The organism is Pseudomonas sp. A014 (assembly GCF_052378495.1).
Classification (GTDB): Bacteria; Pseudomonadota; Gammaproteobacteria; order Pseudomonadales; family Pseudomonadaceae; genus Aquipseudomonas; species Aquipseudomonas machongensis.
The window spans coordinates 2,250,234-2,275,588 of record NZ_CP199001.1 but is presented as its reverse complement, the minus strand read 5'-3'; the positions used below and the strand labels follow the sequence as shown (position 1 = coordinate 2,275,588).

Annotated in this window: 23 protein-coding genes; 6 read left to right on the top strand and 17 right to left on the bottom strand. The window is 65.8% G+C overall.

Features of this window, described 5'->3' with window-relative positions:
- Nucleotides 1-75: 75 nt before the first annotated feature.
- From ACTYOL_RS10530 to ACTYOL_RS10520, 3 genes are all read right to left on the bottom strand, one after another.
- Complete coding sequence (locus tag ACTYOL_RS10530; protein ID WP_054893210.1) at nucleotides 76-1,494, bottom strand: short-chain fatty acid transporter; 1,419 nt, start codon at nucleotides 1,492-1,494, stop codon at nucleotides 76-78.
- A gap of 144 nt (nucleotides 1,495-1,638) precedes the next feature.
- Nucleotides 1,639-2,295, bottom strand: a complete 657-nt coding sequence (locus tag ACTYOL_RS10525; RefSeq protein WP_054893209.1) for a CoA transferase subunit B — start codon at nucleotides 2,293-2,295, stop codon at nucleotides 1,639-1,641.
- 34 nt (nucleotides 2,296-2,329) lie between these two features.
- Nucleotides 2,330-3,028, bottom strand: a complete 699-nt coding sequence (locus tag ACTYOL_RS10520) for a CoA transferase subunit A (RefSeq protein ID WP_054893208.1) — start codon at nucleotides 3,026-3,028, stop codon at nucleotides 2,330-2,332.
- A gap of 121 nt (nucleotides 3,029-3,149) precedes the next feature.
- On the opposite strand from ACTYOL_RS10520, the gene ACTYOL_RS10515 reads away from it, so the two are divergent.
- Nucleotides 3,150-4,061, top strand: a complete 912-nt coding sequence (locus tag ACTYOL_RS10515) for a LysR family transcriptional regulator (RefSeq protein WP_054893207.1) — start codon at nucleotides 3,150-3,152, stop codon at nucleotides 4,059-4,061.
- Nucleotides 4,062-4,355: 294 nt separating this feature from the next.
- Here the strand turns inward: ACTYOL_RS10515 and argE are convergent, their stop codons facing one another.
- Nucleotides 4,356-5,516: an acetylornithine deacetylase gene (gene argE, locus ACTYOL_RS10510; RefSeq protein ID WP_444757887.1), complete on the bottom strand. Its 1,161-nt coding sequence runs from the start codon at nucleotides 5,514-5,516 to the stop codon at nucleotides 4,356-4,358.
- Nucleotides 5,509-6,186: a DUF1028 domain-containing protein gene (locus tag ACTYOL_RS10505; RefSeq protein WP_054892748.1), complete on the bottom strand. Its 678-nt coding sequence runs from the start codon at nucleotides 6,184-6,186 to the stop codon at nucleotides 5,509-5,511. The genes argE and ACTYOL_RS10505 overlap by 8 nt, the downstream gene beginning before the upstream one ends.
- Nucleotides 6,187-6,467: 281 nt before the next feature.
- Between ACTYOL_RS10505 and ACTYOL_RS10500 the strand changes: the two genes are divergently transcribed.
- Both ACTYOL_RS10500 and ACTYOL_RS10495 read left to right on the top strand, forming a co-directional pair.
- A complete protein-coding gene (locus ACTYOL_RS10500) occupies nucleotides 6,468-7,787 on the top strand; it encodes a flavin-containing monooxygenase (RefSeq protein ID WP_444757886.1) in 1,320 nt (439 codons plus the stop codon).
- Nucleotides 7,787-8,203 carry a RidA family protein gene (locus tag ACTYOL_RS10495; protein WP_197891495.1) on the top strand — a complete coding sequence of 139 codons (417 nt, stop codon included), beginning with the start codon at nucleotides 7,787-7,789 and terminating at the stop codon, nucleotides 8,201-8,203. Before ACTYOL_RS10500 ends, ACTYOL_RS10495 begins: the two co-directional genes overlap by 1 nt.
- 64 nt (nucleotides 8,204-8,267) lie before the next feature.
- Here the strand turns inward: ACTYOL_RS10495 and ACTYOL_RS10490 are convergent, their stop codons facing one another.
- The 4 genes from ACTYOL_RS10490 to ACTYOL_RS10475 all read right to left on the bottom strand — a co-directional run bounded on the left by ACTYOL_RS10490 (nucleotide 8,268) and on the right by ACTYOL_RS10475 (nucleotide 13,246).
- Nucleotides 8,268-9,173: a LysR family transcriptional regulator gene (locus ACTYOL_RS10490; protein WP_197891494.1), complete on the bottom strand. Its 906-nt coding sequence runs from the start codon at nucleotides 9,171-9,173 to the stop codon at nucleotides 8,268-8,270.
- Nucleotides 9,174-9,325: 152 nt separating this feature from the next.
- On the bottom strand, nucleotides 9,326-11,719 hold the full coding sequence (locus tag ACTYOL_RS10485) for a TonB-dependent siderophore receptor (protein ID WP_444757885.1): 2,394 nt from the start codon (nucleotides 11,717-11,719) through the stop codon (nucleotides 9,326-9,328).
- Between the two features lie 67 nt (nucleotides 11,720-11,786).
- A complete protein-coding gene (locus tag ACTYOL_RS10480; RefSeq protein ID WP_444757884.1) occupies nucleotides 11,787-12,734 on the bottom strand; it encodes a FecR domain-containing protein in 948 nt (315 codons plus the stop codon).
- A complete protein-coding gene (locus ACTYOL_RS10475; protein WP_112897975.1) occupies nucleotides 12,731-13,246 on the bottom strand; it encodes a sigma-70 family RNA polymerase sigma factor in 516 nt (171 codons plus the stop codon). Before ACTYOL_RS10475 ends, ACTYOL_RS10480 begins: the two co-directional genes overlap by 4 nt.
- Nucleotides 13,247-13,458: 212 nt before the next feature.
- On the opposite strand from ACTYOL_RS10475, the gene ACTYOL_RS10470 reads away from it, so the two are divergent.
- Entirely contained in the window at nucleotides 13,459-14,580 is a 1,122-nt protein-coding gene (locus tag ACTYOL_RS10470) for a mechanosensitive ion channel family protein (RefSeq protein ID WP_153773080.1), read from the top strand.
- A gap of 15 nt (nucleotides 14,581-14,595) precedes the next feature.
- On the opposite strand, the gene ACTYOL_RS10465 is transcribed toward ACTYOL_RS10470, so the two are convergent.
- The 3 genes from ACTYOL_RS10465 to ACTYOL_RS10455 form a co-directional block, all read right to left on the bottom strand.
- Nucleotides 14,596-15,609: a hypothetical protein gene (locus tag ACTYOL_RS10465; RefSeq protein ID WP_444757883.1), complete on the bottom strand. Its 1,014-nt coding sequence runs from the start codon at nucleotides 15,607-15,609 to the stop codon at nucleotides 14,596-14,598.
- Nucleotides 15,606-16,223, bottom strand: coding sequence for an FMN-dependent NADH-azoreductase (locus ACTYOL_RS10460; RefSeq protein ID WP_444757882.1), 618 nt, complete (start codon nucleotides 16,221-16,223; stop codon nucleotides 15,606-15,608). Before ACTYOL_RS10460 ends, ACTYOL_RS10465 begins: the two co-directional genes overlap by 4 nt.
- Nucleotides 16,224-16,313: 90 nt before the next feature.
- The gene (locus tag ACTYOL_RS10455; protein WP_444757881.1) at nucleotides 16,314-16,745 is read right to left on the bottom strand and encodes a GNAT family N-acetyltransferase; all 432 of its coding nucleotides are present in this window, start codon (nucleotides 16,743-16,745) and stop codon (nucleotides 16,314-16,316) included.
- Between the two features lie 93 nt (nucleotides 16,746-16,838).
- Here ACTYOL_RS10455 and pdxR point away from each other — a divergent pair, with 93 nt between their 5' ends.
- Together pdxR and ACTYOL_RS10445 are read left to right on the top strand one after the other, a co-directional pair.
- The gene (gene pdxR / locus ACTYOL_RS10450; RefSeq protein WP_444757880.1) at nucleotides 16,839-18,296 is read left to right on the top strand and encodes a MocR-like pyridoxine biosynthesis transcription factor PdxR; all 1,458 of its coding nucleotides are present in this window, start codon (nucleotides 16,839-16,841) and stop codon (nucleotides 18,294-18,296) included.
- A 150-nt stretch (nucleotides 18,297-18,446) separates the two neighbouring features.
- The gene (locus ACTYOL_RS10445) at nucleotides 18,447-18,935 is read left to right on the top strand and encodes a DUF1097 domain-containing protein (protein WP_112897971.1); all 489 of its coding nucleotides are present in this window, start codon (nucleotides 18,447-18,449) and stop codon (nucleotides 18,933-18,935) included.
- Nucleotides 18,936-18,968: 33 nt separating this feature from the next.
- Here the strand turns inward: ACTYOL_RS10445 and ACTYOL_RS10440 are convergent, their stop codons facing one another.
- The 5 genes from ACTYOL_RS10440 to ACTYOL_RS10420 all read right to left on the bottom strand — a co-directional run bounded on the left by ACTYOL_RS10440 (nucleotide 18,969) and on the right by ACTYOL_RS10420 (nucleotide 25,353).
- Nucleotides 18,969-21,644, bottom strand: coding sequence for a TonB-dependent receptor domain-containing protein (locus ACTYOL_RS10440; RefSeq protein WP_444757879.1), 2,676 nt, complete (start codon nucleotides 21,642-21,644; stop codon nucleotides 18,969-18,971).
- A 95-nt stretch (nucleotides 21,645-21,739) separates the two neighbouring features.
- A complete protein-coding gene (locus tag ACTYOL_RS10435) occupies nucleotides 21,740-22,681 on the bottom strand; it encodes a DUF4880 domain-containing protein (protein WP_444757878.1) in 942 nt (313 codons plus the stop codon).
- A complete protein-coding gene (locus ACTYOL_RS10430; protein ID WP_125930204.1) occupies nucleotides 22,678-23,187 on the bottom strand; it encodes a sigma-70 family RNA polymerase sigma factor in 510 nt (169 codons plus the stop codon). Before ACTYOL_RS10430 ends, ACTYOL_RS10435 begins: the two co-directional genes overlap by 4 nt.
- A gap of 83 nt (nucleotides 23,188-23,270) precedes the next feature.
- On the bottom strand, nucleotides 23,271-24,149 hold the full coding sequence (locus ACTYOL_RS10425) for an alpha/beta fold hydrolase (protein WP_444757877.1): 879 nt from the start codon (nucleotides 24,147-24,149) through the stop codon (nucleotides 23,271-23,273).
- Nucleotides 24,142-25,353 carry an LLM class flavin-dependent oxidoreductase gene (locus tag ACTYOL_RS10420; protein WP_444757876.1) on the bottom strand — a complete coding sequence of 404 codons (1,212 nt, stop codon included), beginning with the start codon at nucleotides 25,351-25,353 and terminating at the stop codon, nucleotides 24,142-24,144. Before ACTYOL_RS10420 ends, ACTYOL_RS10425 begins: the two co-directional genes overlap by 8 nt.
- Between the last annotated feature and the right edge of the window lie 2 nt (nucleotides 25,354-25,355).

Genomic DNA, 25,355 nt, shown 5'->3' with positions numbered 1-25,355 from the left:
ATGCAAGGTCGTCGAGCGGCGGGCAGCGCTTGCGGGCCATTGCGGCCCGCAGCGCGGTAGTGCGCGGTGACGCGGCTACGGCATCACTGGTGGCACGTACTGCAAGGTGGTGCCCAGCGCCCAGAGCAGCACCAGCACCAGGGGCACGTGCACCAGCAGTTGCACGAAGGAGAAGCCGATCAGGTCACGCGCCTTCAGGCCCAGCACGCCCAGCAACGGCAGCATGTAGAAGGGGTTGATCAGGTTCGGCAGCGCCTCGGCGGCGTTGTAGATCTGCACCGCCCAGCCCAGGTGGTACTGCAGGTCGTTGGCCACCAGCATCACGTAGGGCGCTTCGATGATCCATTTGCCGCCGCCAGACGGAATGAAGAAGCCCAGCACCGCCGAATACACGCCCATCAGCAAGGCATAGGTGTCATGGGTGGCGATCTGGGTGAAGAACACCGAGATGTGGTGCGCCAGGGTCTGTGCGTCGGCGCCCTTGACCTGGGTGAGGATGGCGGCGATCGAGCCGTACAGCGGGAACTGGATCAGCACGCCGGTGGTGGTCGGCACCGCACGGGCCACGGCGTCGAGGAAGCTGCGCGGACGCCAGTGGAGCAAGGCACCCAGCATGATGAACAGCAGGTTGTAGGTGTTCAGCCCGGAGATGGCGGTGATCGCAGGCTTGGTGGCGAACTCCTGGTACAGCCAGCCGGCCGCCAGGGCCACCAGCAGCAGGATCAGGATCGGGCTGTGCTCCAGCCACTCACCGGGGCGGGTGCGCTGCGGCGCAGGTGGGGCGGTGAAGGTCGGATCGACACCACAGTCCTGGGCGCTGCGCGCACTGTTCGGTCCGGGCGCGGTGGCGTAGGCGACGACCAGCGAGACGATCACCAGCGCAGCCAGCATCACCCCGGACTGCCAGAGGAAGATGGTCTCGGTGAACGGAATGACGCCGGTGATCGACAGGATTGACGGCGGCAGGCTGGCCGGGTTGGCCTGCAACTGTGCTGCCGACGACGACAGGCCCAGTGCCCACACGGCGCCCAGGCCCAGGTAGGCAGCAGCGCCAGCGGCGCGGTAGTCCATCTTCAGGTCCGTGCGGCGGGCCAGGGCACGCACCAGCAGGCCGCCGAACACCAGCGACAGCCCCCAGTTGAGCAAGGAGGCGAGCATCGAGATCAGCGCCACCCAGCACACCGCCGAGCGGCCGTTCTTCGGCAGGCGCGCGAGGCGGTCGATCAGGCGCGCAGCGGGCGGGGAGCTTGCGACCACATAGCCGCCAATGACCACGAAGGCCATCTGCATGGTGAACGGGATCAGGCTCCAGAAGCCGTCACCAAAGGCCTTGGCGGTGTCGGTGGGCTTGGCGCCCATGGCCAGGGCCCCCAGGCACACCAGCATCACGGCCAGGGCGGCGAACACCCAGGAGTCAGGGAACCAGCGTTCGGCCCAGTTGGAGCAGCGCAGGGCGAAGCGGGCGGAGCGGCTGTCTTGGATTTCAGCGGCCACGAGTGTTTTCCTTTTTTGGTCTTATTGGTGGATGTTGCTTGTTTATCAACGCAAAACCCCTGTGGGAGCGGGCTTGCTGTAGGAACGGGCTTGCCCGCTCCCACAACTAGCCCACCCTCACAGGGGGGAGGTAAAGCAATAGCGTCAGAACGTCATCTCTTTCACATCGTCCGGCACGATCAGCTTGCCGGCGGTTTTCTCGACGATCTCCTGGACGCTCACCCCGGGCGCGGTCTCGCGCAGGATGAAGGCGCCGTTCTCGATCTCGAGGTAGGCAAGGTCGGTAAGCACCTTGCGGATGCAGCCAGCACCCGTCAGCGGCAGGCTGCAACGTGGCAGGAGCTTGGACTCGCCGTCCTTGGAGGCGTGGGTCATGGTGACGATGATGTTTTCGGCGCCGGCCACCAGGTCCATGGCGCCACCCATGCCCTTGACCAGCTTGCCGGGGATCATCCAGGAGGCGATGTTGCCCTCCACGTCCACCTCGAAGGCACCCAGCACGGTGAGGTCGACATGGCCGCCACGGATCATGGCGAAGGATTGCGCCGAATCGAAGATCGACGCGCCACGGCGGGCGGTCACGGTTTGCTTGCCGGCGTTGATCATGTCGGGGTCGAGGGTGCTCTCGGTAGGGAACTCGCCCATGCCGAGCAGGCCGTTCTCCGATTGCAGCATCACGTCCATGTCGGCGGGCACATAGTTGGCCACCAGGGTGGGGATGCCGATGCCGAGGTTGACGTAGTAGCCGTCCTTCAGTTCACGGGCGACGCGTTGAGCCATCTGTTCGCGGGTCAGTGCCATGGTCAGGATCTCTTTGTTTTTCTGTGGACGGCGCTCAGGCCTTGACGGTGCGCTTCTCGATGCGCTTCTCGAAGGTGCCGACGATGACCCGGTCGACGAAGATTCCCGGCGTGTGGATCTCGCTGGGCAGCAGCACGCCCGGCTCGACGATTTCCTCGACCTCGACCACGGTGATCTTGCCGGCGGTGGCGGCCAGCGGATTGAAGTTCTGGGCGGTGTTGCGGTACACCACGTTGCCGTAGTGGTCGGCCTTCCAGCCCTTGACAATGGCGAAGTCGCCGGTGATGGACTCTTCGAGGATGTACTTGCGGCCGTTGAACTCACGCACCTCTTTGCCTTCGGCGACCGGGGTGCCGTAGCCCGTGGCGGTGTAGAACGCCGGGATACCGGCACCGCCGGCGCGCATCTTCTCGGCCAGGGTGCCTTGGGGGGTGAGCTCCACTTCCAGCTCGCCGCTGAGCAACTGGCGCTCGAACTCGGCGTTCTCGCCGACATAGGAGGCCACCATCTTGCGGATCTGCCGGTCTTCGAGCAGCACGCCCAGGCCGAAGCCGTCGACGCCGCAGTTGTTGGACACCACCGTCAGGCCCTTGACCCCGCGGCGCTTGATCTCGGCGATGAGGTTCTCGGGGATGCCACACAGGCCGAAGCCGCCGGCCAGTACCGTCATGTCGTCGGTCAGGCCTTCGAGAGCCTGTTCATAGGTTGCTACGCGCTTGTCCAGTCCGGCCATGCTGATCCGCCTTTGTAGTTGTTTGAGCGTGTGGATGGCATCTTCACCGCTGGCGACTGATTTGTTAATTTTGTTTTCGTCATCGATTGATAACTTTTGCAAAACAACCTGCGGACCCGCCATGAACGTCAAGCAACTGCGCGCCTTCGTCACCGTGGCCAAGTACCAGAGCTTCGCCCAGGCTGGCGAACACCTGCACATTTCGCAACCGGCACTGAGCCTGACCATCAAGGCGCTCGAGGACAACCTCGGCGGCGCCCTGCTCACCCGTACCACACGCAGCGTCAGCCTCACCGCCGAGGGCGAAGTGCTGCTGCCGCTGGCCCGGCGCCTGCTGGCCGACTGGGACGATACCGAGGAAATGCTGCGCCAGCGCTTCACCCTGCAACTGGGGCGGGTGTCGGTGGCGGCGATGCCGGCCTTTGCCGGCAACCTGCTGCCGCAGTCACTGAAGGTGTTTCGCCAGCGCTACCCCAAGGTCAACGTCACCGTGCACGACGTGATCAACGAGCAGGTGCTGGAACTGGTCCGCCACCGCCGCGTCGAACTGGGCATAGGTTTCGAGCCCGAGCGCAGCGATGCCTTGCAGTTTCACCCGTTGTACCTGGACCGCTTCGTCGCCGTGGTGCCGGGCGATTCACCCTTGGCGCAGCAGCCCCAGGTGAGCTGGCGCGAACTGCTGACTCATGACTTCATCGCCCTGCAACGCCCTTCGGCGGTACGCCTGCTGCTCGAGCAACACCTGGCCGCCGAGCATGGCCGGCTGGCGGTGGCCTTCGAAAGCCACCAGTTGTCCACAGTCGGGCGCATGGTTGCCAATGGTTTGGGCGTCAGTGCCGTACCGGCGCTGTGCATCAACCAGATGCAGGAGCTGGGGGCGCGCTGCGTACCTTTGGTCGAGCCCACTGTCGAGCGGCGCATCGGGGTCATCGCCCTGAGCGACCACAAGTTGTCCACTGCGGCGCAGGCGTTGCTGGATGTGTTGCTGTCACATACCCGTGCGCCGGAGGTGTGTTCGCATGGGGTTGCGTGAGGGCTTGCAGGTGCTTGCCTGAGGTTTTTCAGCGGCCTTGAGATCGAGCGCCGCCCGCGCGGCGCTTCGCGGGTAAACCCGCTCCCACGTTTGTTTCGGGCCAGTTATGCCTGTGCCACAGGCGCGCGACCGCCTAGTGTGTACGACTCGGTAATGCGCCGTACGCCAAAGGGGTCGCGCGAAAATGCCACAGGACTCATTGGCCCGAAACAAATGTAGGAGCGGGTTTACCCGCGAAGCGCCGCGCGGGCGGCGCTCGATCTCATGGACGCTGAAAATCTTTCGGCAAGCACCTCAGTTACCAACAAGATAATCACGCAAGCGCAGCAACATCGCATCACAACCCTGCAGTTGCACAACGCTGACAAACTCGTCCGGCTTGTGCCCCTGATCCATGCTGCCCGGCCCGCAGACCACGGTCGGGATCCCCGCCTGATCGAACAGCCCACCTTCGGTGCCAAAGGCCACGGTGCCGAAATCTTCCGAGCCACTGAGCAGCGCCACCAGGCGCGCTGCTTCGCTGTCTTCGGACGTTGCCAGCCCGGGGTAGGCACTGAGCGGCTTGAGGCGGATATCGCTGGTTTCACTGACGGCACGCATGCGTGGCAGCAGGTCGGTTTCGGCGTAGGTCTGCAGGCGCTCGGCCACGACCTTGGCCTCGAAACCCGGCAAGGCACGCACCTCGAAATCGAACTCGCACTCCTCAGGCACGATGTTCAGCGCCCGCCCGCCCTTGATAACACCGGTCTGGACCGTGGAGAACGGCGGATCGAAGCGCGCGTCATGGTTCTCGGGACGGGCCAGTTCGCCGCCGATCTCGCCCAGCTTGCCGATCAATTGCGCTGCGTACTCGATGGCATTGACGCCATAGGGTGCATAGGCCGAATGACAAGCGGCGCCGTGCACCTGGCAGCGCATGGCCAGCTTGCCCTTGTGCCCGAGCACGGGTTTGAGCTCGGTGGGTTCGCCGATCAAGCACAGGCGTGGCTTGTTCGGGCGCTGTTCGAGCGCCTCCAGCATCGAGCGCACACCGAGGCAGCCGACCTCTTCGTCATAGGAGAATGCCAGGTGCACCGGCGTTGTCAGCGGCTGGGCGAGAAACGCCGGCACCGCCGCCAGCACCGAGGCGATGAAGCCCTTCATGTCGGCCGTGCCACGGCCATACAGGCGACCATCGCGCTCGCTCAGGCGAAACGGCTCGACGCTCCAGGCCTGGCCGTCCACCGGCACCACATCGGTATGCCCGGACAGCACCACGCCGCCACGATCGGTCGGGCCAATGGTGGCGAACAGGTTGGCCTTGGTGCCCTCCTCGTTGAGGAACAGTTCGCTCTCGACCCCCAGCCCCGCCAGGTAATCGCGGATGAAACCGATCAGTTCGAGGTTGGAATCGCGACTGACCGTGGCAAAGCCGATCAGGCGCTCCAGCACGGCGCGGCTGGTGAGATCACTCATCGCCCGGCACCCCGTAGCTGGGTGCGGTGGTCGGGTTCAGGGCGCGGGTGACGTAGTCCTGCATCTGTGGGCGATAGGCCTGCCACAGGCGGTCGAGTTCGCCGATCGGGTCGTGCTCGGCCCAGTCCACACGCAGATCCACCAGCGGCCAGGTCAGCTCACCGGCGATCTTCAGGGCGGCCGAGTGCACAGGGCCTGCCTCGCCACCGGCGGCCATGGCCGCGTGCATCGCCGCCAGCAAGCGATCGGCCAGGTGCCCACCGGCCTGCTCGAACGCGTGCACCATCGCCTCGATCACCTGCGGCGAGGCCAGCAGGTTGCCCGCGGCTGCACACTGCTCGCCGGCGACCGCGTTGTGTACGCCGAGTGCTTCTTTGCCGGTGAACAGCGCGACCTGGCCGTGGCTGTCGATCACCGTCACCTGGCGGTACTCGCTCCAGCCGTTGGCGCTGAGCACCCGGTCCAGCGCTGCGGCAGGCGGCAACTGGCCCTGCTCGAGGGCGTCGAGGATCTGCGGGCCGAGGGCCGGCAAGGTGATGTTCTGCGTCGCCACCGCCCCGACCCCGGCGCGCACCCACGGGCAGCGGGCACCGACAGCGATGCTGGACGAGCTGATGGCGATGCCGACCTGGCCGGTTTCCTGGCAGCGGCCGATGATGGAGAAGGTCATGGTGCAGCTCCTTTCTGGGTTTACCGGCATTCTCGGCAAGCCCTGGCGGCGGCGAAACGAGCATTTTGCTTGGCATTGGCGAGGAAAAAACTGGGCACTGCGGGTTTGCTGCGCAAATCTGCCGGGCTGCTCGCTGCAGCGCTGCCACCCTTCGCCAATTTATCGGCAAGCCCCAGCTAAATACTATTTTCGCGAAATTCCGTGCATCCCTAGTCTGGCCCCAGGTAACGGCGGTCCTCCAAAACCGACCTGACAAAAACCGCCTGAACAAGGGCTCGGACATGACACTGAACAATCTCGAAATCGACACCCTCGTGGTCGGCGCCGGCCAGGCCGGCGTGGCCATGAGCGAACACCTGAGCAAACTCGGCGTGCCGCACCTGGTGCTGGAACGCAACCGCATCGCCGAGGCCTGGCGCACCGGGCGCTGGGACTCGCTGGTGGCCAACGGGCCAGTCTGGCACGACCGCTTCCCTGGCCTTGAATTCGACCTCGACGCCGACGCCTTCGCCGGCAAGGACCAGGTCGCCGACTACTTCGAGCGCTACGTGCGCAAGTACAACCTGCCCGTGCGTACCGGCATCGAAGTCAAGCGCGTGGTGCGCAACAGCGACCGCCCGGGCTTCACCATCGAAACCAACGAAGGCGTGATCCGCGCCAACCGCGTGGTCGCCGCCACCGGGCCGTTCCAGAAACCGGTGATCCCGGCCATTGCGCCAAAGGATGAACGCCTGCACCAGATCCACTCCGCCGCCTACTACAACCCGCAGCAATTGCCTGACGGTGCGGTGCTGGTCGTCGGTGCGGGATCTTCCGGGGTGCAGATCGCCGAAGAGCTGATGCGCGCCGGGCGCCAGGTCTACCTCTCGGTCGGTGCCCACGACCGCCCACCACGCGCCTACCGCAACCGCGACTTCTGCTGGTGGCTGGGCGTGCTGGGTGAATGGGACGCGGAAATCGCCAAGCCAGGCCGCGAACACGTGACCATTGCCGTCAGCGGTGCCCGTGGCGGCCACACCGTGGACTTCCGCGCCCTCGCCCACCAGGGCATGACCCTGGTCGGCCTGACCCAGTCGTTCGAAGACGGCGTGGTGCGTTTCCAGGACAACCTGGCCGACAACATCAACCGCGGCGACGAGAACTACCTGGCCCTGCTCGATGCCGCCGATGCCTACATCGAGCGCAACGGCCTGGACCTGCCAGAAGAGCCCGAAGCGCGCCGACGCCTGGCCGACCCGGACTGCGTCAGCAACCCGCTGCTGGAACTGGACCTGGCCAAGGCTGGTGTCACCAGCATCATCTGGGCCACCGGCTACGGCGTGGACTTCAGTTGGCTGCAGGTCGACACCTTCGACGCCAACGGCAAACCCCAGCACCAGCGCGGCGTGGCCCGCGAGCCGGGGGTGTATTTCCTCGGCCTGCCCTGGCTGTCCCGCCGCGGCTCGTCGTTCATCTGGGGCGTATGGCACGACGCCAAGCATGTCGCCGGCCATATCGCCACCCAGCGCACCTACCTGGCCTACCGCGACCGCGACCAGCGCGCAGCGGATGAGCAGCCACACACCTCGATCAGCAACGTCAGCACCCTCGGAGCCCACTGATGCCTACCCATACCCGCATCCGCATGTTCAACACCAAGGCCACCTACCCCAACCAGACCCTGGACAATGACCTCTGCCAGGCCGTGCGTGCCGGCAACACCATCTATGTACGCGGCCAGGTCGGCACCGATTTCGAAGGCCGCCTGGTCGGTCTGGGCGACCCGCAGGCGCAGGCCGAGCAGGCGATGAAAAACGTCAAGCAACTGCTTGAAGAGGCCGGCTCCGACCTGTCGCATATCGTCAAGACCACCACCTACATTACCGACCCACGCTTCCGCGAGCCGGTGTACCGCGAAGTCGGCAAGTGGCTCAAGGGCGTATTCCCGATCTCCACCGGGCTGGTGGTCGCGGGTCTGGCGCAGGCTGAGTGGTTGATGGAAATCGATGTGATCGCTGTGGTGCCGGATGAGCGGTAAGCACTGATTGCCACCGCGGTGTTCTGTTCGCGGCGGTTCGGGTAGCCGAACCGCTGCGAATCGTTTACAGCTTCGCCAACTCTTCGCGACAGAACTCGACGAACAACTGCGCAGGCTTGGTCAACTGCACACGCTTGAGGTGCGCCGCCGCCAGCCCCGACAGCGCCACCGGCTCGGCGATATCCAGCGTCACCAGGCGCTTGCCGTCATAGGTGAATTCCGAATGCGGCCGGGTCACCAGCAGCGAAAAACCGAACCCCTGCCCTACCATCCCGCGCACCATCTCGATCGATGGCGAACTGAAGACGATGTTCGGCGTCAGCCCCATCTCGTTGAACAGGCTGACGAAGTAGGTACGGCTCGGTGCAACGTCCAGCAGAATCATCGGCTCCGGGCACAGGTCACGCAACGACACCTGGGCCTGGCTGGCGAAGCGGTGCTTCTCGGGCAGCAGCACATAGGGCTTCTGCGGCGGCATCAGCGGCTCGGCGTCGATGGTGCCGTCCAGGTCGTGGTCGTAGAGAAACGCCAGGTCGAAGGTGCCCGCAGTCAGCCCCTGGATCAGCTCCTGCTGCTCGCCATCGCGCAGGCGGATATCCACGCCGGGGTAACGCTCGCGAAAACCTGCGATCAGCCGTGGCAGATAAAGCGGCGCGACGGTCTCGAAGCAGCCGATGTCGATCTGCCCGGCCACCGTATCGTTGTCGGCCAGGGCGTTCTGCTCGAACTCATGGGACATCTGCAGCAGCGCCTTGGTCTTGGCATAGAAACGCTTGCCGCTGGGGGTCAGCGACACGCCCTGGGCGTGGTGACGGATGAACAACTGCACACCGAAGCTCTCTTCCAGGCTCTTGATCGCGGTGGAGATCGACGGCTGGGCGATGTACAGCTGGCGCGAAGCCTCGGCAACACTGCCAGCCTCCACGGTGGTGACGAAGTACTTGAGTTGTCGCAAGGTGTAGGAAGCCATGGGCACCTCTGGGGCGCCGTGGGCGGCGCGCGGAATTTTCCTCTCACCTTACCTTAGTGGCTGGCGTGCGTGCGGCCAGTGCAGCCTAGGATTTGCCTGGGGGCTGAGCATATTTTTGCTCGCTTGTTGCCCGCCCCCAGGGCAACGGCCCCTCAGAACCCGACCGTCGCCGACAGCAACCACGTGCGCGGGGTCGACAGGGTCAGGCCGGTGGCGGTGCCGTCGGGGACGTTGGCCGAGGCCCAGTAGGTCTTGTCCAGCACATTCTCGACGCTGGCCCGCAGAGTGACGTCCTTGTCACCGAGCTTGAGCGCGTAGCGCGCGCCCAGGTCATAACGCTGCCAGGCGTCGACCTTCTGCCGGTTGGCGGCATCCAGGTACTGGTTGCCGGTATGGATGACACGCGCGCTGAGGGTCAGCCCGTCGATGGCCGGCAGGTCCCACTCGACGCCAAGGTTGGCATTGACCACCGGCGCGCCGATGGCCCGGTTGCCATCGTTGCGGCCATTGGCCGTGCGGGTCTGCTCGGCATCGAGGAACATCGCCCCACCCAACACCCGCACCCCGTCCATTGGTTCGCCGAACAGGCTGATTTCCAGGCCCTGGTTGCGCTGCTCGCCGTCGGCGCTGAGGTTGTTCTGGGCATCGGTGAAGTACGACGGTTTCTCGATGCGGAACAAGCTGACCGTGGTGCTGAAACGCCCCATGTCGTACTTGGCGCCGACCTCCAGTTGCTTGCTGCGGTATGGCGCGAAGACCTTGCCGGCGTTGTTCGCCGTTTCCGGTGCCACCTGCCCCTGGGTCAGGCCCTCCATGTAGTTGAAGTACAGCGACAGCTGCTCGGTGGTGCGCCACACCAGGCCCATGGCCGGTGAGGTGGCGCGCTCGTCGTAGCGCTGGTCGGGCTCGCCGGGCTCGGAGCTGTGGACCTCGACACGCTGAAGGCGCGCGCCGAGGGTGAGCAGCACGGTGTCGTCAGCGAAACTCAGGGTGTCGGCCAGGGCCAGGCTCGACAGCACCGTGTTGGTGTGGGTCGGGTTGTCGTCGGCCAGCGGCGCGCCCGGTGCGGGCAAGGCCACCGGGTCGAACAGGTTGCTGACGCCGTTGGCATAGCGCGCACCGCTGTTGTCGAAGGTCAGGTCGAAGCGGTTGAGGCTGATGTTGAGGGTATGGCCGACCGCGCCAGTGTTGAACCAGCCGCGCACGCCGACGGTGCCGGTGACCACGTCCTCCTCGCGCTGGAAGGCACGCGGGCTGACGGTGAAGCGCCCGGCTTCGTTGACCACCTGCACGGCATGGCGCATGAAGTCGTAGTCGCCCTTGCGCGCTCCCAGGGCGCCCAGCAGCATCCAGTTGTCGCTCAGGTCGTACTCGCCGCGCACGGCGCCGAAGGTATCCTTGGCCCGCGAGTAGCTCCAGGGCTGGGCGAAATTGTGGTGAACATCCTTGGCATCCGGCACCTTGAGCCCTGCGGCAAGGCCCACACGCTCCATTGGCGCATCCACGTCACGCGCCTGATGGCCGATATCCAGCGACAGGCGGGTGCGCTCGCCTTTCATGTCCAAGCCCAGCACGGTCGCCTCGCGGTCCATATGCTGGTGATCCCATTCGGTGTCGCCGGCCTGGCGCACCGCGTTCAGGCGCACGCCAAAGCGTTGGTCGTCACCGAAGCGCCGACCGATGTCCAGATGACCGCCCCCTTGTCCCGCCGAGGCGTACAGCGCGGTGAACTCGGTCAGCGGCGTCTCGCCAGCGCGCTTGGGCTCGATGTTCACCCCGCCGCCAATGCTGCCATTGGGCGCCAGGCCACCAAGCAGCGCACCCGGCCCCTTGAGGATATCGACCCGCTCGACCATCTCCATGTCGATCGAATAGGTCGGCAGCACACCATACAACCCACCGTAGGCGACATCGCTGTTGTACAGGCTGAATCCGCGCACGGAGAACTGTTCGAAGCGCCCGCCTGCCGGGTTGGTGCTGCGCACCGAGGGATCGTTGGCGACGACATCGGCAAGGGTACGGGCCTGCTGGTTCTGCAATATCTCGCGGGTGTAGGAGGTCATGCTCAGGGGCGTCTCCATGTAGTCACGCTCGCCCAACATGCCGAGGCTGCCCCGTCGTGACACCTGGCCGCCGGCATAGGCATCTGCTGCCGGCGCGGCGCCCTGGCCATGGACATTGATGTCGGGCAGCACATGCGCGCCCTCGACCGGCGCGGCCTGGCGCACCAGGGTGAAGCTACCGGGCCCTGCCGAGACCAGTATCAGGCCCGAGCCCTGCAGCAAGGCGGCGAAGCCCTCCTCGACCCCATATTCGCCTGCAAGCCCCAGGCTGCTGCGCCCGGCGACCAGCGCCGGGTCCACCGACAAGCTGACCCCAGCCTGGCCAGCAAAGCGTGTCAGCACCGCACCCAGGCTGCCGCCCGGTACCTGGTAGCTGCGCCGCGCTTCATCGGCCCAGCCCGACGCGGGCAGCCCCAGCGCAAGCAGCAGGCCAGCGCGCATCAGGTGCAGGGATAACGGGCGAAGCAAAGGGGTGCGGGACATCCGGAACGCTCTCAGATCAGGGGTGGATACCCTTGATGACAAGCGGGCGCCAGAAAAGGGACAGCGGTCAGGCAATTTTCTTGCGCGGGGTCAGCGACACCCAGTAGCGGGTGCGATAGTGCACCTGAAGCGGCAGGCTCGCCGCCAGCAGGGCCAGAATGCGGTCGGTGTCGTCGAGCTGGAAAGTACCGGTCACCGCCAATTGCTCCAGCGCCGGATCCCAGCGCAACAGCCCGGGGCGGTAGCGATCCAGTTCACGCAGCAGATCGCCCAGGGGCTGGTCGTCGACGATCAACAAGCCCTGCTGCCAGCCTGGCAGTTGGGCGTCGAACGGCTGGCTTGCGGTCACCCCGGAGGCGCTCAGCGTCGCCCGCTGACCGGCCTCCAGGCGAACCGCTGGCCCGGCCAGCGGTTGCAGGCTGACCTGGCCACGTGTGACCGACACCACACAGCCCTGCGCACGCTCACGCATGCACACCCCTGCCCCCTGCACGCGCACCAGGCCGTCGCGGGTCTGCACCTGCAGCGGGCCAACGGTGTCGAGGGCAATCTCGCCCTGCACCAACTGCAACCAGTGGCGGCCTTCGGCGAAGTCCAGATTGACCGCAGTCGCGGTGTTTAGCTGCAACCGGCTGCCATCCGGCAAGGTCAAGCCGCGGCGCTCGCCCGTGGCGGTACGCAGATCGGCACGCCAGCCGTCCAGCGGTAACTGCCGATAGCCCAGCCAGGCCAGCGGCAGCAGCGCGCCAAAACCCAGCATCTGCTCCAGCACGCGGCGGCGATCTGGATCGGGGCGGTCCAGGCAAGCCACCGCCAATGGCGCCGGTACCTGGGCGAAGCGCTGGCGCAGCCCCTCGGCCTTCTGCCACAAGGCTTCATGGGCGGCACTGCGGGCTCGCCAGCGTTGCAGCGCAGCAGCCTGCTCCGTGTCGAGCTGGCCGGCATCCTGCAAGGCCAGCCACTGCGCTGCCTCACGGGCCAACTGGCGTGCGCCGACCTCCGCCGGGGCGCTCACAGGTCCACCAGCAGGCAGTGTTCGTATGCCTTGGCCATATAGCGTTTCACCGTACGCTCGGACACCTCCAGTCGCGCGGCGATGCTGGCGTAGTCCAGCCCTTCGAGCTGCGACCAGAGAAAGGCCCGGCGTACCACGGCAGGCAGGCCATCGAGCAGGTCATCCAGGGCCTGCAAGGTTTCCAGCAGCAACCAGCGCTGCTCCGGTGACGGTGCAAGCGCCTCGGGCAGGTTGGCGAGGGCGTCCAGGTAGGCCTGCTCGAGGCTGCGCCGCTTGTAGTGATTGACCAGCAACCGACGCCCGACCGTCAGCAGGTAGGCCCGTGGCTCGCGCAGGCTCGGCACGGCCTTGGCCTGCTGCGCAGCGAGCACCCGCAGGAAGGTGTCGTGGGTCAGGTCCGCCGCCGTCCAGGCATCGCCCAGGCGCCGGTGCAACCAGCCTTGCAGCCAGCTGCGATGGTCGCGATAGAGGGTGTTGAAGCTGGGTTCGGGTGCCGCGGCGGGGTCGGACATTCGGAGGCACACTGGGGAAGGATGAGATACGAATGCGAGTGATTCTAATTATTTCTCATTCGCTCGCCAAGGTGCTCTGCTCTGATCCGCCTGCGAAGCGGCGGCAAGAGCCACCGGCGAAATCCGATTAAACCCTCACCTACCTCTCCCTTCTAAACAGTTTGTGCCCCACGGCACACCCTGCAATCAACACCACCTCGGAGGGGGACCCGATGGACGAACGATTTCTGCAGTTGCTGACCACCACCACGGTATTCGGCATCTCCATCCTCAACCTGCTGCTGGCCCTGACGGTGACCGTGATCACCTTCCTCGTGACGCGCTGGGCGCTGAGTTTCCTCAAGCGCCGCGCCCGCCAGTGGTCCAGCCATGACGGGCAGCTCAGCAAGGTCATCACCCAGGTACTCGAAGGCACCAGCAACTTCCTGCTGATGCTCGCCTCGCTGCTGGTCGGCCTTGGCGTGCTGGACCTGCCGGAACGCTGGCTGGACCGGGTCGGCAGCCTGTGGTTCGTGGTCGCAGCCTTGCAGATCGGCCTGTGGGCCAACCGCGCCATCGCCATTGGCCTGACCCGCTACTTCGCCCGCCACGACACCGGCAATGCCTATCGTGGCAGCGCGCTGGCGACCCTGTCGGGCTGGGGCGCGCGGGTGCTGCTGTGGTCGGTGGTGCTGCTGGCGATGCTGTCGAACCTGGGCGTGAACATCACCGCCTTCGTCGCCAGTCTTGGCGTCGGCGGCATCGCCGTGGCCCTGGCGGTGCAGAACGTGCTGGGCGACCTGTTCGCCTCGCTGTCGATTGCCGTCGACAAACCGTTCGAGGTCGGCGACTTCATCGTCATCGGCTCGCTCGCCGGCACCGTGGAGAACATCGGCCTGAAGACCACGCGCATCCGCAGCCTCGGCGGCGAGCAGATCGTCATGGCCAACGCCGGCATGATCAGCAGCACCATCCAGAACTACAAGCGCCTGCAGGAGCGACGCATCGTCTTCGAGTTCGGCCTGTCGTACGACACGCCCACGGAGGCGGTGAAAAAGGCCCCGGCGATCGTCGAGGAGTCGATCAAGGCCCAGGGCCAGGTGCGCTTCGACCGCGCCCACCTGCGCGGCTTCGGCAAGGAAGCGCTGGAGTTCGAGGCCGTCTACATCGTCCTCGACCCCGGCTACAACCTGTACATGGATATCCAGCAGGCGATCAACTTCCAGTTGCTCGAGCGCTTCTCCAAGGTCGGCGCCAAGTTTGCCGTCGGCGCGCGGTCGATCAAGGTGACGGGCTTGCCGGAAGCCTCGAACCAGTTCACGCAGGTCAGGGGCCGGGACTCGCAGGGGAACTGAACGCCGCCCCCGGCGCTACAGCCTCACGCCGCACATCCCGGCAATGATCGCCAGCGCAATGGCTGCGCAGGCGAGCAAGCCACTGCGCCAGATCAGACGCACGGTCCGCTCCCGCACACCGTGCGCCTGCATCACCACGCGCAGCCCCAGCAGCAGGTGCACCAGGACCAGGAACACACCCAGGGTGTAGTGCGGCACCAGGCGGATGTTCCAGGGATCGAACAACAGGCCGGTGGGCGCGCCGGTGGCGAAATTCCAGTCGGTGGGAATGCCCAGGTAGGTGCGAGCGTAGATGAACACCGAGTTCATGTGCCCAAGCACAAACAACGACAGGAACACCCCGGACGCCACCTGCAAGGTGCGCAGCCGATCCTGTACCCGCGCGCTCCAGCGCCAGGCCAGGTGCAGGCCGCTGACCACCTGGAAGACGAAGGCCAGCACCAGCAGCGGTTCGATGAAGCCTGCCCGGTAGACGGTACGGCCGAGGTCCATGACCTGAGCGTGCAACTCAGGCCCGACCAGCCCGGTCAGGTGATTGGCCAGGTGGAACAGCACGTACAGGCACAGGATCGCCCCACTCACACCGTGGGCCACGCGCCAACGACCCAGGCCCCCGGTGACGGACGCCGCCGCCTGCTGCCGCCCGCTCAGCAGCGCAAGCGCAGCCAATCCCAGCCACAGCACGCACCACACCAGCGGATCGGGCAGCGTGCTGCCCAGCAGCGCCTGCACCACGCCGAGAAACACATACAGGGTCGACGCAGCCACGCAGGCATAGGCGAATCGGCGCACGCCCACCGACACATCGGCACGCCCGGCCACCAGCAACCCCGGAATCGGCACGGCAAAGGCCAGCGCAAGCGCAATCACCGCGCCGATGCCATCCAGGCCGCTCGGCTCGCTGACATAGGCGTGGAACAGCATCAACAGAAACGGATACACCAGCACCGCCACCAGCGGTACGGCCAGCGGACTGCGGCTGCCCAAGCGCTCGAGCGCCAGCGGTGCGGGTTGTTCGACAAGGGTCATGGACGCGCCCTCTCCTCAGCCAGGCTGCGCAGCAGCCGATCATGCTCAACGCGCAGTTGCGCAGGCTCGAGTACCGCGGTGCCCTGCAAAGCCAAGTAATGCACCGAGCGCAGGCCGATGCAGGCAAAGGCGGCGCTCAGGTAGGGGGTGAGAAAGTCCGGCTGGCCGGGACGCTCGCCACTGAAAAAACCACCGGCTGCGATCGCCACATGCACCGGACGATCGGCGAGCAGGCCGGTCTTGCGCCCCTCGGCTGTACGACCGATGGTGCGTCCGACGCGCATTACCTGGTCGAGCCAGGCCTTGAACACCGATGGCACGGTGAAATTGTGCATCGGCGTGCCGATCACCAGCACGTCGGCGTGCTCGATTTCCGCGATCAGTTGTTCGGACAGCGTCATGGCCGAGCCGGCCAGTGCCTCCTGCAGCGCCTTGGGTGACTGCAGGCCGTCGGCGTAGGCTGCCGACGCATGGGCGATGGGCGTCAGGCCCAGATCACGGCGAGTCACCCGCACCTGGGACATGTCTTCCGACAAATGGGCGACAAGCGCTGCCGAAAGCGCCCGGCTGTAGGAGCCGGCCCTGGTGCTGCAATCGATATGCAGAATATTCATGCGAGGGTTCCGAACAGGGGCTTGCGGATGCAGGCCAGTGGACACGGGCTCATCGGTAGTCTCCGGGAGAGGGAAAAGCGAAACGCCGGGCTACAGGGCCTGGCTGAAGTGCAAGGCCTTGGCCAGCAGGCCCTGGCGGAAATAGAAACGCTGACCCAGGGCGTTGCCCAGCGCGGTATCGAGCACCAGGTGCGCGCAGCCCTGTGCCCGGCCCTCCTCGCGCAAGGCATCGATCAGGGCCGCGCCCAGGCCGTGGCAGCGGGCCTCGGCGCTGGCGACCAGGTCATCGACATACAGGAAGCGTCCGTAGAGCAGGTTCTCCTGCAACCGGTAACCGGCCAGCGCCTTGGCCTCCTCGCCCTGCCAGGCCGCCAGCAGGCGATAGTTCTGGCCGGCCTGGCGGCGCACCTGGTCGATGAACGCGGCGGTATCGACAAGATGAGGTCGCAGTTCGCTCATCACTGCAAAGCAGGCTTGCAACTGCGCGTCGGTTTCAGCGTGGGCCAGGCGAAAGGTGTTCATGGCATGTGTCTCTTGAGGTCTGGCCGCCACTCTAGGAAGATCATGACCTACCTCACAGGTGCAAGAATCGCTCAATTGAATGGGACATGCCCCATGGACCTGCAACAGCTCAAACCCAGCCGCGAACACACCGCGCCCATCTACCTGCAGCTCTACCAGCGCTATCGCGAAGCGATTGCCAAAGGCAAGCTGCGAGCGGGTGACCGGGTGCCCTCGGTGCGCAGCCTGGCCAGTGAGCTGAATCTGGCCCGGGGCACGGTGGAGATGGCTTACCAGATGCTGGTCGGCGAAGGCTATTTCATCACCCGCGGAGCGGCGGGCACGGTGGTTGCGCCAGGGCTATGCAAACTGTCCGGCGGCGCCCAGGTCAACCTCGAGCAGGCTGCACCCTCGCCGCAGCAGAAACAGGACCCACGCACCGAGCTGCCGCCCTTTCGCCTCGGGTTGCCAGCCTTGGATGCGTTCCCACGCAAGACCTGGGCACGTCTGGCAGCGCGTCACCTGCGCGGCCTCGACAATCCGGCCATGACCACACCACCGCCCGCCGGCCATACGCACTTGCGGCGTGCCATCGCCACCTACCTGGGCATTTCCCGCGGCATCAACTGCAGCCATGAGCAGGTGTTCGTCACCAATGGCTACCGTGGCGCGCTCGACCTGGTATGCCGAACCCTGCTGCGCCCCGGCGACCTGGGCTGGTACGAAGACCCAGGCTACCTGCACGCGCGCCAGTGTCTGGAGCACCTCGGCATGCGCCTGCAACCGGTGGCGGTGGACCGCGACGGCCTGGATGTCGCGCAAGGTCGGCGCCTGGCGGCGCAGGCGCGGTTCGCGGTGGTCACACCGACCCACCAGAGCCCGATGGGCGTGGCACTCAGCCTGCAGCGGCGACTGGACCTGCTGGACTGGGCCATGGGCGCCGATGCCTGGATCGTGGAGGACGACTACGACAGTGAATTCCGCTATCACGGCCGCCCCCTGCCTGCGCTCAAGAGCCTGGACCGCGAAGGGCGCGTGCTCTACACCGGCACCTTCAGCAAAGTGCTGTATCCCGGCCTTCGCCTGGCCTATCTGGTGGTGCCGATTTCCCAGGTCGAGCGCTTCAACGACAGTGCCTGTCACCTGCCAGGCCCTGGAGCCGTCGCGCCGCAGGCGACCGTGGCGCAGTTCATGGAGCAAGGCCACTTCGCCCGTCACCTGAACAAAATGCGCAAGCTGTACGCCACCCGCCGCGGCTACCTGGTCGATGCCTTGCAGGAACGCCTGGGCACACGCCTGAGCGTGCAACAGCAGGCCGGAGGCATCCATGTGCTGGCGCATATCCTGGATGCAACCGACGAGCGCCTGCTCGCCTCTCGCGCTCGAGCCGAGGGCATGGCGCTGCTTGCGCTGGGCGAATGGCGGGCACAGCCCTCGCCAGAGCAAGGGCTGCTGATGGGCTTTGCTAACTTCATCTGCGCCGAAGACGCGATGGCAGCGGTAAGCCAGCTGGAAGCGGTGTGGAAGGCGCTGGACGACACCGCAACGGCTAAAACACGCGGAAACAAATGAACATCTTTTGTTTCAATTTCAAAACACAAACAAATTATTACAATTACTTTGTTAATTTAAATGGAATTAACAAGCTCTTGCTCAGGTGATTATCCCGCTGGGGAATCGGACCAGAATCCGGCCGTCAACCCACCCCAGAGGAACCACACGATGAGCAACCTTCCCGTTTCCCGCAGCCACTACCTGACCGTCACCCTGGTCGCAGCGGTCACCGCCGCCGCCGCCTCCGCCACAGCCCTGGCCATGCAAGTGCCGGTCTGGGCCATGTTCATCGGCTGGATCGCTTTCTTCACACGCGGCCTGACCACTCGCTCGACATTGGAGAACCTGGGCTGCGTCTGGCTCGGCCTGGTCTTCGGCGCGTTGGCGGCAGCCGGCGTGGGCCTGCTCGCACCCAGTGTCGGTGCATTGCTGGCAATCCCGATGGTGGTGTTCCTGGTGGCAGTCATCGTGGTCAGCCTGCGCGGCCTGCCGGTGATGAACAACCTGCTGTGCTACTTCCTGGGCCTGGTGGCCTGGTTCGCCGCGCACCTTGAGCCTTCGCTGGAGAGCCTGGCGCACATGGCCGGCGCCAGTACCCTCGGTTCGCTGGCAGGCTGGATCTCGCACTACAGCCCACGCAAGATCTTCGTGGCCTGATCTGACCCCGCAGTGGGTTCGTGCTGGCAGGCCTCACCATGCATAGGTCAGGCGCGCATAGTAGAAGGCCCCGCTGTAGCCATACGGCGAGAACGTCGAGTACTTGAGGTTGCCACCCGAGCTGTTGGCGAAATCCAGCTTCTCGGGTACCTGGTTGGTCACGTTGTCGCTGCCCACGGTGAACAGCCAGTTGTCATGGCTGTAGTCCAGCGCCAGGTCCAGCACCCACTGCGCGTCGAAGGTCTGGTCCGGGAAGCTGGTGTCGTTCTGGTAGCTGGTATAGCTGCCATAGCGCACCAGGTTGCTGCGCAATGTCCAGTTGCCAAGGTTGAAGTCGTTGCCCAGGGTCAACTTGTGTTCGGGCGTGGTATCGCCCAGCAGGCCAAGGCGCTCGCGACGCTCCAGCAAGGAGGTGGTCGGCAGCCCCAGTTGGGCGAGGATGGCCGGGTCTTCCTTGGTGTCGGTGACCTTGGTGTGGTTGTAGTTGTAGCCCGCCGTGGTGTTCCAGCGCACACCGTTGTCGAACTGGTAGCGATAGCTGGCCACCAGGTCCACGCCGGTGGTGCGGGTATCCGCGCCATTGGTGAAGTAGCGGGCGCTGGTGTAGTTGATATCGCCCACACCACCGGCCCGTAGGTAGTCGATGGCCGTCTGGTTCAGGCGCAGGTTCGACGACAAGGTGATGCGGTCGCGGATATCGATCCGGTAGACGTCGGCGGTGATCTGCAGGTCGTCGGCCGGGCGCAGGACCAGGCCGAGGCTGTAGTTACGCGACTTTTCCGCCTTCAGTTCGTCTGCCCCGAGCAGGCGCGAAACCGGCGCATCCACCGGGAAGATCCCTGCCTCCTGAATCACCCCGTCGACCAGTTGCGAGGAGGTCGACGCGAAGTGCTGCTGGGCCAGTGACGGTGCGCGAAAGCCCGTGGACAGGCTACCGCGCACCGCCACCGCCGGGGTGAAGTCGTAGCGCGCCGAGAGCGAGCCACTGACGTTCGAGCCGAAGTCACTGTAGTCCTCGTGACGGGCGGCGGCGGAGACACCGAGCTTGTCGCTGAACTTGGTTTCCAGGTCCAGGTACTGGGCGAAGTTCTGCCGGGTCCAGTGCCCGGCATCGGCATCGCGGAAACCGGCGTAGCCCTGGCTGCCGCTCTTGTAGTAGGAGGCCGGCTCCCCGGCGTTGACCTCGTAGCCCTGGTGCAGGTACTCGGCCCCCACCGCCACCGACACCGGATAAGGCAGCCAGCCCAGTTCGACATCGCGGGCCAGGTCCAGGGTCACTTGTTTCTGCTCGCTGGTCAGGCGGCCATTGTCGAAACTCAGCGGGGTGCTGCCGGTGTCGTTGAACAGCGCGCGGTTGAGCGTGCGGGTATTGATGCCGTAGTCGTTGCGACCGTAGCTGGCCGAGAGATCGTAGCGCCAGTCCTGGCCCAGGTCGCCGCGCAGGCCGGTGGTCAGCGAGGAATCCTCCAGCGTGCCGTTGATCAAGGGCAGGAAGCCATTCGGGTAGAGGCTCTGCACGTTGCCGGAGTTGTTGCTGGCGCGGTAGAAGGCCGCCGTCTGGCCGTGGGTCTTGCGGTAGCCGCCAAAGGCATAGAGCTGGGCCTGCTCGTTGAGGTCGAGCTGGCCATTGAGGAAGAACTTGAGGTTGTCGTTGGCCGGCTCGCCCTGGCGGAACACCTGCTGGCCGTAGGTCGTGGAGCCGAGGCTGCCGGGGCGCAGGTCATCACCGGCGCGGTTGGTGTAGTCGTTGTCGCTGCCCTCGGCGGACAGGTTCAGCCAGCCCTTGTCGCCCAGCGCAAGACCGGTGTTGGCCGACGCCTGGCGCTGGATACCATCGCCCTTGTTGTATTGACCGAAGCGGGTACTGACCGAACCTCCGCTGGCATCGTGCTTGAGGATCACGTTGATCACCCCGGCGATGGCGTCGGACCCGTAGCGCGCCGACGCACCGTCGCGCAGCACTTCGATATGGTCGATCGCCGAGATCGGGATGGCGTTGAGGTCCACCGGCGCCGAACCGCGCCCAGCGGCGCCGCCGAGGTTGACGAACGCCCCGCTGTGCCGGCGCTTGCCGTTGACCAGCACCAGCACCTGGTCGGGCGACAGACCGCGCAATTGCGCCGGCCGCGCCAGCTCGGCACCGTCGACCAGGCTCGGCCGCGGGAAGCTGATCGAGGGAATCAACCGCGCCAGCACTGCGCCCAGTTCCTCGGAGCCGGTGGCGCCCAGGCTTTCGGCGGAAATGATGTCGATCGGCGACAGCGACGCGCTGGCCGTGCGCTCCTGGGCACGGGTGCCCGTGACGATCACCTGCTCCAGGCGGACGTCCTGGCTGGCACCCTGAGCGCGGGCTTTACCTGCCGCAGCGGAGGCGGCAGGTGCAGCGGAAATCACCACGCCGTCCTCGCCCTGGCGATATTCCAGGCCACTGCCCTGGAGCACCTGTTCCAGCGCCTGGTCACTGCTGTAGCGCCCTTGCAGTGAGGGTGCGCGCTGGCCGGCGACATGCTGCGGGTCGAAGGCAATCGGTACGCCGCTCTGGCGTGAGATCTGCACCAGGGTCTGGCCCAGGTCGCCAGCCGGCAGGGCGTAGTCGACCAGGGGCTCGGCAGCCAGTGCGTGGCTGCCAGGCGCCAGCAGGCTACTGCCCAAGGCGACGGCGAGGGCAAGGCAGGAGTGGCGGAACGTGGCGTGAATCGGGTTGGGCATGGCGGGCCTTTTCTGCAGTGGGGTTTGCGCTAATGAGCAACCAGCGGGCGAAACCTGCAGAAAAGGCTTGGATCGATTGGTGCTTAGCTTATGCATCACGCGAGGTCGATACTCACCCACAGCGCCCCTACGCTCGCCAGCCGAATCGGCAAGGCGGCGGCGATCAGACGCAGTGCCCGCGCGCTGTCATCCAGTGGAAACAACCCGCTGATCTTCAACTTCGCCGCCTCGGGTGTAATCCTGAGCACGCCGTGCCGGTAGGCACGCAAGGCCTCGACCACCTCACCCAGCGTACTCTCGCGCGCCTCGTACAGCCCGCTGAGCCAGGCACTCGCCGCAGGGTCCGCACGCCCCAGCCAGAGCGCCTGCCCGGCGATCAGCCGTGCCTGTTGCCCCGCCCTCACCCGCAGCGCATCGCCCTGGCGCGTGCGCACCACGCTCTGGCGCGCAAGCACGGTGAGCCTGACCTCGCCGTCGAAACGCTGCGCAAGCAGCAGCGTGCCGCCCTGCTCCACCTCGATGTCGGCACGCGCAGTCTCCAGGGTGAGGGACGGGCCGCTGCACTCGAGTTGCAAGGCGCCCTGGTGCACGTAGAGGGTGCTTGGGGGGCGCGGGCTCACCCGCGTCTGCGCATCGAGGGTAAGGCGGCTGCCGCCGTCGAGTACGAAGCTGCGGCGCTCTGCGGTCAAAGTCAGCAGATCACCCGGCGCCCAGATGCGCTCGCCAACGGTCTTGCCTGCCAGTGCCGCCACACCGAGGCCCCCCAGCGCACCCAGGCTGTTCCTGAGAAACCGGCGGCGCCCGGAGGGAAGCTGCAATGCCGCGATCACCTGCTCTTCGGGCAGGCGCTGCAAGCCTGGCCGCTTGGCCTCGCCCAGCCCCTGGCTCATGCGGCGAAATACCTGGGCATGCATGGCATCGCCGTCGTGCCAACGCTGGAAGGCGGCGGCATCCTCCTCGCTCAGGTGCCCCGAATGCAGCAGCGCCATCCACTGCGCCGCCTCGTCGATCACCTGGGCCATGGGCTGCTCGCTCATGTGTCCAGCGCCTGGTAGCACAGGCGAAACGCTTCGCTCATGTACTGCTGTACGCGGCTGACGGAAATACCCAGCCGATGGGCGATATCGCTGTAGGTCATGCCACCGAGCTGACTGTGGATGAACGCCGCCTTGCCCTGGCCGGGCAAGCCGTCGAGCACACGGTCCAGGTGCAGCAGGCTGTCGATTACCAGGTGCGCCTCTTCCGGAGAAGGCTGCACCTGCGCTGGCAGGTCGCGAACCCAGCGCACATAGGCACGTTCGAGGTCGCGGCGGCGCCAGCTCTCTTGCAGCAGGCGCTGGGCAATGGTCGTGAGCATCGCCCGCGGCTCGCGAATGGCCGCCGGATCCGGCAGGCCGAGGATGCGCACGAAGGCTTCCGAGGCGATGTCTTCGGCGCTGTGCGGGCACGCCATGCGGCTGCGCAGGCGAGCGCAGAGCCAGGTGTAGTTCTGCACGAACAACTGCCCGAGCAGCTGTTGGGTCGATGACGGCCGCAAATCCATATCCAACCTGCCAAGCTAAAGGCTGGCACTGTGCCTCAAAGTGGAAATCCGAAAAAGGAATATAAAATTAGATAAATATTCCTTTATGAAATAACCAGCTTGTCGTCACGCTTCACCTCCCTCAACAGACGCTCAAACGCCTCCAGCACCTGTGCCGGACGCTCCAGCATCAACTGATGGCCGCACTGGGCCAGCACCTGGAACTGTGCGCGCGGCAACTGTCGCGCCAGGGCTTCTCCGCCACTGGCGGGCGTCAGCCCATCACTGTCGCCAGACACCACCTGTACCGGCAGGTCGAGCCCGGCAAGCGCCTCGGGCTCAGGCCAGCTCGCGCTGTTCATCAGCGCCTTGAACACATCCAGGCGGTTGCGCTGGGCCAGGCCCTCCTCGTACTCGATCAGCGCCGGGTCGGCCAGCGGATGCCAGGCCCGCGCACGAAAGTCCTTGGCCAGGATCGGCCGCAACAGCTTCAACAACCAGGTCGGCAGGCCCAGCAAGCCACCGCGCCCCGCAGGCCGCTGCAACAGGCTGCCCAGCAACAACGCGCCGTCGATACGCACGTGCGGCAGCTGACGCGGCAGCTCGAGCAACGTGCTCATGGCCAGGCCGCTGCCATAGGAGTGCCCCACCAACAGGTTGCGCCGCCCGGCATGGCGCTGCAGCAATGCCACCTGGTCGGCCACCAGCGCCTCCCAGGCATAGGCGCTGGTGTCATGCGGCTTGTCGCTGTCGCCGTGGCCGAGCAGGTCCCAGGCCACCAGGGTGTAACCCTGCTCGCGCAGGCTTGGCCACAGCTCGCGCCACTGATCCTTGTTGCCACCACTGCCATGCCCGAGAAAGACCACGGTGTCGGGTTCGTGGCTGCCGGGCTGCACAGCCACGCTCAGCCGTCGTCCGGGGCGCACTTCGATGAGTTGGCCGCGCACCCGCGGCAAGTCGGCGAATCGGTTCGGGTCAGCCATGGGCACCTAGGGCCTCCTTACAGGCAAATGAATCGGGACGGGCCAAGCCCAGGTGGTCGCGCAAGGTGCTGCCCTGATAGGCACGCCGGAACAGCCCTCGGCGCTGCAGCTCAGGTACCACCTTGTCGACGAAGGCCCCCAGGGCATCGGGCAGATACGCCGGCATCACATTGAAACCATCTGCGGCGCCCTCGGTAAACCATTGCTCCATCTGGTCGGCAATCTGCCGGGCGTCGCCTACCAGCACCAGATGGCCACGTGCTGCGGCCATGCGCAAGTACAGTTGACGGATGCTCAGCCCCTCCTCACGGGCCACGCAGATCAACAGCTCACGGCGGCTGACGCCGGACTCGGTGCCCGGCAGATCCGGCAACGGCCCGTCGAGAGGATACGCCGAAAGATCGACACCCCCGGCAATATCGGCCAGCAACGACAAGCCGACTTCAGGCTGCACCAGTGCCTGCAACTGCTCGAACAACGCTTGGGCCTCGGCGCGCGAGTCGGCCACGATCGGCAGCACCCCCGGCATGATTTTCATCTGCTCGGCACTGCGCCCGAAGCGCGGTAGCAGCGCCTTGAGTTCGCGATAGAAACGCTGGGCACCGGCCAGTTCCGGCTGTGCGGTGAACACCACCTCGGCATGGGCTGCCGCCAGCTCGCACCCTGCCCGTGAAGCGCCGGCCAGTACTTGCACGGGCGTCACCCCAGCGCTTGCCCAATGACGCTGCAACTGTTCGAGAAAACGCCGGGCCAGCTCATAGCGCCGGGCGTGTTCGAAGTGCCCGTCACGCCCGAAGTTGAACGCTTCCTGGGCATTGCTCGACGTCACCAGGTTCCAGCCGCTGCGCTGTCCACTCAAGGCCTCGAGCGAAGTGAAGGCCTGCGCCAGGGTCTCGACCTGGTTGTAGGAGGTGGTCACCGTCGCCACCAGGCCGATGCGCTCGGTAACTGCTGCCAGCGCTGCCAGCAGGGTCAGCGGCTCGAAATGCTCGGTGCGTGCCATGCGGCTCAACGCCTCGCGATCGCCGGGCAGCATGGCCAGGGTGTCGGAGAGGAACAGGGCATCGAAGCAGCCGCGCTCGGCGGTACGTGCCAACTGCCTGTAATGGGCAAAGTCCAACCCGCCATCGGCCTGGGCATCAGGGTGACGCCAGCCCGCGACATGGTGCCCGGTGGCCATGAGAAAGGCGTTCAGGCTCATCATCC

What these genes read in the sequence shown, in the direction of transcription:
- ACTYOL_RS10520 (WP_054893208.1), bottom strand. Translation starts at nt 3,028, where the DNA reads ATGGCCGGACTGGACAAGCGCGTAGCAACCTATGAACAGGCTCTCGAA.
- ACTYOL_RS10495 (WP_197891495.1), top strand. Translation starts at nt 7,787, where the DNA reads ATGCCTACCCATACCCGCATCCGCATGTTCAACACCAAGGCCACCTAC.
- argE (WP_444757887.1), bottom strand. Translation starts at nt 5,516, where the DNA reads ATGAGTGATCTCACCAGCCGCGCCGTGCTGGAGCGCCTGATCGGCTTT.
- ACTYOL_RS10430 (WP_125930204.1), bottom strand. Translation starts at nt 23,187, where the DNA reads ATGGATTTGCGGCCGTCATCGACCCAACAGCTGCTCGGGCAGTTGTTC.
- ACTYOL_RS10440 (WP_444757879.1), bottom strand. Translation starts at nt 21,644, where the DNA reads ATGCCCAACCCGATTCACGCCACGTTCCGCCACTCCTGCCTTGCCCTC.
- ACTYOL_RS10485 (WP_444757885.1), bottom strand. Translation starts at nt 11,719, where the DNA reads ATGTCCCGCACCCCTTTGCTTCGCCCGTTATCCCTGCACCTGATGCGC.
- ACTYOL_RS10515 (WP_054893207.1), top strand. Translation starts at nt 3,150, where the DNA reads ATGAACGTCAAGCAACTGCGCGCCTTCGTCACCGTGGCCAAGTACCAG.
- ACTYOL_RS10525 (WP_054893209.1), bottom strand. Translation starts at nt 2,295, where the DNA reads ATGGCACTGACCCGCGAACAGATGGCTCAACGCGTCGCCCGTGAACTG.
- ACTYOL_RS10475 (WP_112897975.1), bottom strand. Translation starts at nt 13,246, where the DNA reads ATGTCCGACCCCGCCGCGGCACCCGAACCCAGCTTCAACACCCTCTAT.
- ACTYOL_RS10465 (WP_444757883.1), bottom strand. Translation starts at nt 15,609, where the DNA reads ATGACCCTTGTCGAACAACCCGCACCGCTGGCGCTCGAGCGCTTGGGC.
- ACTYOL_RS10460 (WP_444757882.1), bottom strand. Translation starts at nt 16,223, where the DNA reads ATGAATATTCTGCATATCGATTGCAGCACCAGGGCCGGCTCCTACAGC.
- ACTYOL_RS10500 (WP_444757886.1), top strand. Translation starts at nt 6,468, where the DNA reads ATGACACTGAACAATCTCGAAATCGACACCCTCGTGGTCGGCGCCGGC.
- ACTYOL_RS10445 (WP_112897971.1), top strand. Translation starts at nt 18,447, where the DNA reads ATGAGCAACCTTCCCGTTTCCCGCAGCCACTACCTGACCGTCACCCTG.
- ACTYOL_RS10505 (WP_054892748.1), bottom strand. Translation starts at nt 6,186, where the DNA reads ATGACCTTCTCCATCATCGGCCGCTGCCAGGAAACCGGCCAGGTCGGC.
- ACTYOL_RS10435 (WP_444757878.1), bottom strand. Translation starts at nt 22,681, where the DNA reads ATGAGCGAGCAGCCCATGGCCCAGGTGATCGACGAGGCGGCGCAGTGG.
- ACTYOL_RS10455 (WP_444757881.1), bottom strand. Translation starts at nt 16,745, where the DNA reads ATGAACACCTTTCGCCTGGCCCACGCTGAAACCGACGCGCAGTTGCAA.
- ACTYOL_RS10470 (WP_153773080.1), top strand. Translation starts at nt 13,459, where the DNA reads ATGGACGAACGATTTCTGCAGTTGCTGACCACCACCACGGTATTCGGC.
- ACTYOL_RS10425 (WP_444757877.1), bottom strand. Translation starts at nt 24,149, where the DNA reads ATGGCTGACCCGAACCGATTCGCCGACTTGCCGCGGGTGCGCGGCCAA.
- ACTYOL_RS10420 (WP_444757876.1), bottom strand. Translation starts at nt 25,353, where the DNA reads ATGATGAGCCTGAACGCCTTTCTCATGGCCACCGGGCACCATGTCGCG.
- pdxR (WP_444757880.1), top strand. Translation starts at nt 16,839, where the DNA reads ATGGACCTGCAACAGCTCAAACCCAGCCGCGAACACACCGCGCCCATC.
- ACTYOL_RS10490 (WP_197891494.1), bottom strand. Translation starts at nt 9,173, where the DNA reads ATGGCTTCCTACACCTTGCGACAACTCAAGTACTTCGTCACCACCGTG.